Below are 300 nucleotides of genomic sequence, written 5' to 3'. Positions count from 1 at the left end.
GAGGCCACCCAGTTCTCCACCACCACCAAGCTGACCGGTAAGGCGACCTTCATCATGGGCGCCAACAGCTACGGCGGTAACGCCCAGGTGAGCCCCGCCGCTTCCCTGGCCACCGGCGTCCCCGCCTTCGTGACCGGTCCCTTCGGTCCCCTCGGCCCGGTCGTCCCCAACACCTGGCAGAACCAGGCCCGTCAGACCCAGGGCGCCACGGCGTTCAACTACGACATCCAGCTCAACTTCGACACCAGCTTCACCGGCAAGGACCTGCTCCGCACCCGTCTGCGGGCCGGTAACTTCGCC

1 pseudogene is annotated in these 300 nt (G+C 67.7%); it reads left to right on the top strand.

From position 1 onward, the window contains the following. Positions 1-300 (top strand): annotated as a pseudogene (locus tag KUG39_RS17045) (iron uptake porin); the annotation flags it as partial.

Source organism: Synechococcus sp. CCAP 1479/10 (assembly GCF_019038515.1).
GTDB lineage: Bacteria > Cyanobacteriota > Cyanobacteriia > PCC-6307 > Cyanobiaceae > Cyanobium.
Note: the sequence above shows the minus strand (reverse complement) of the source record. Positions and strands in the feature narration are given on the sequence as shown.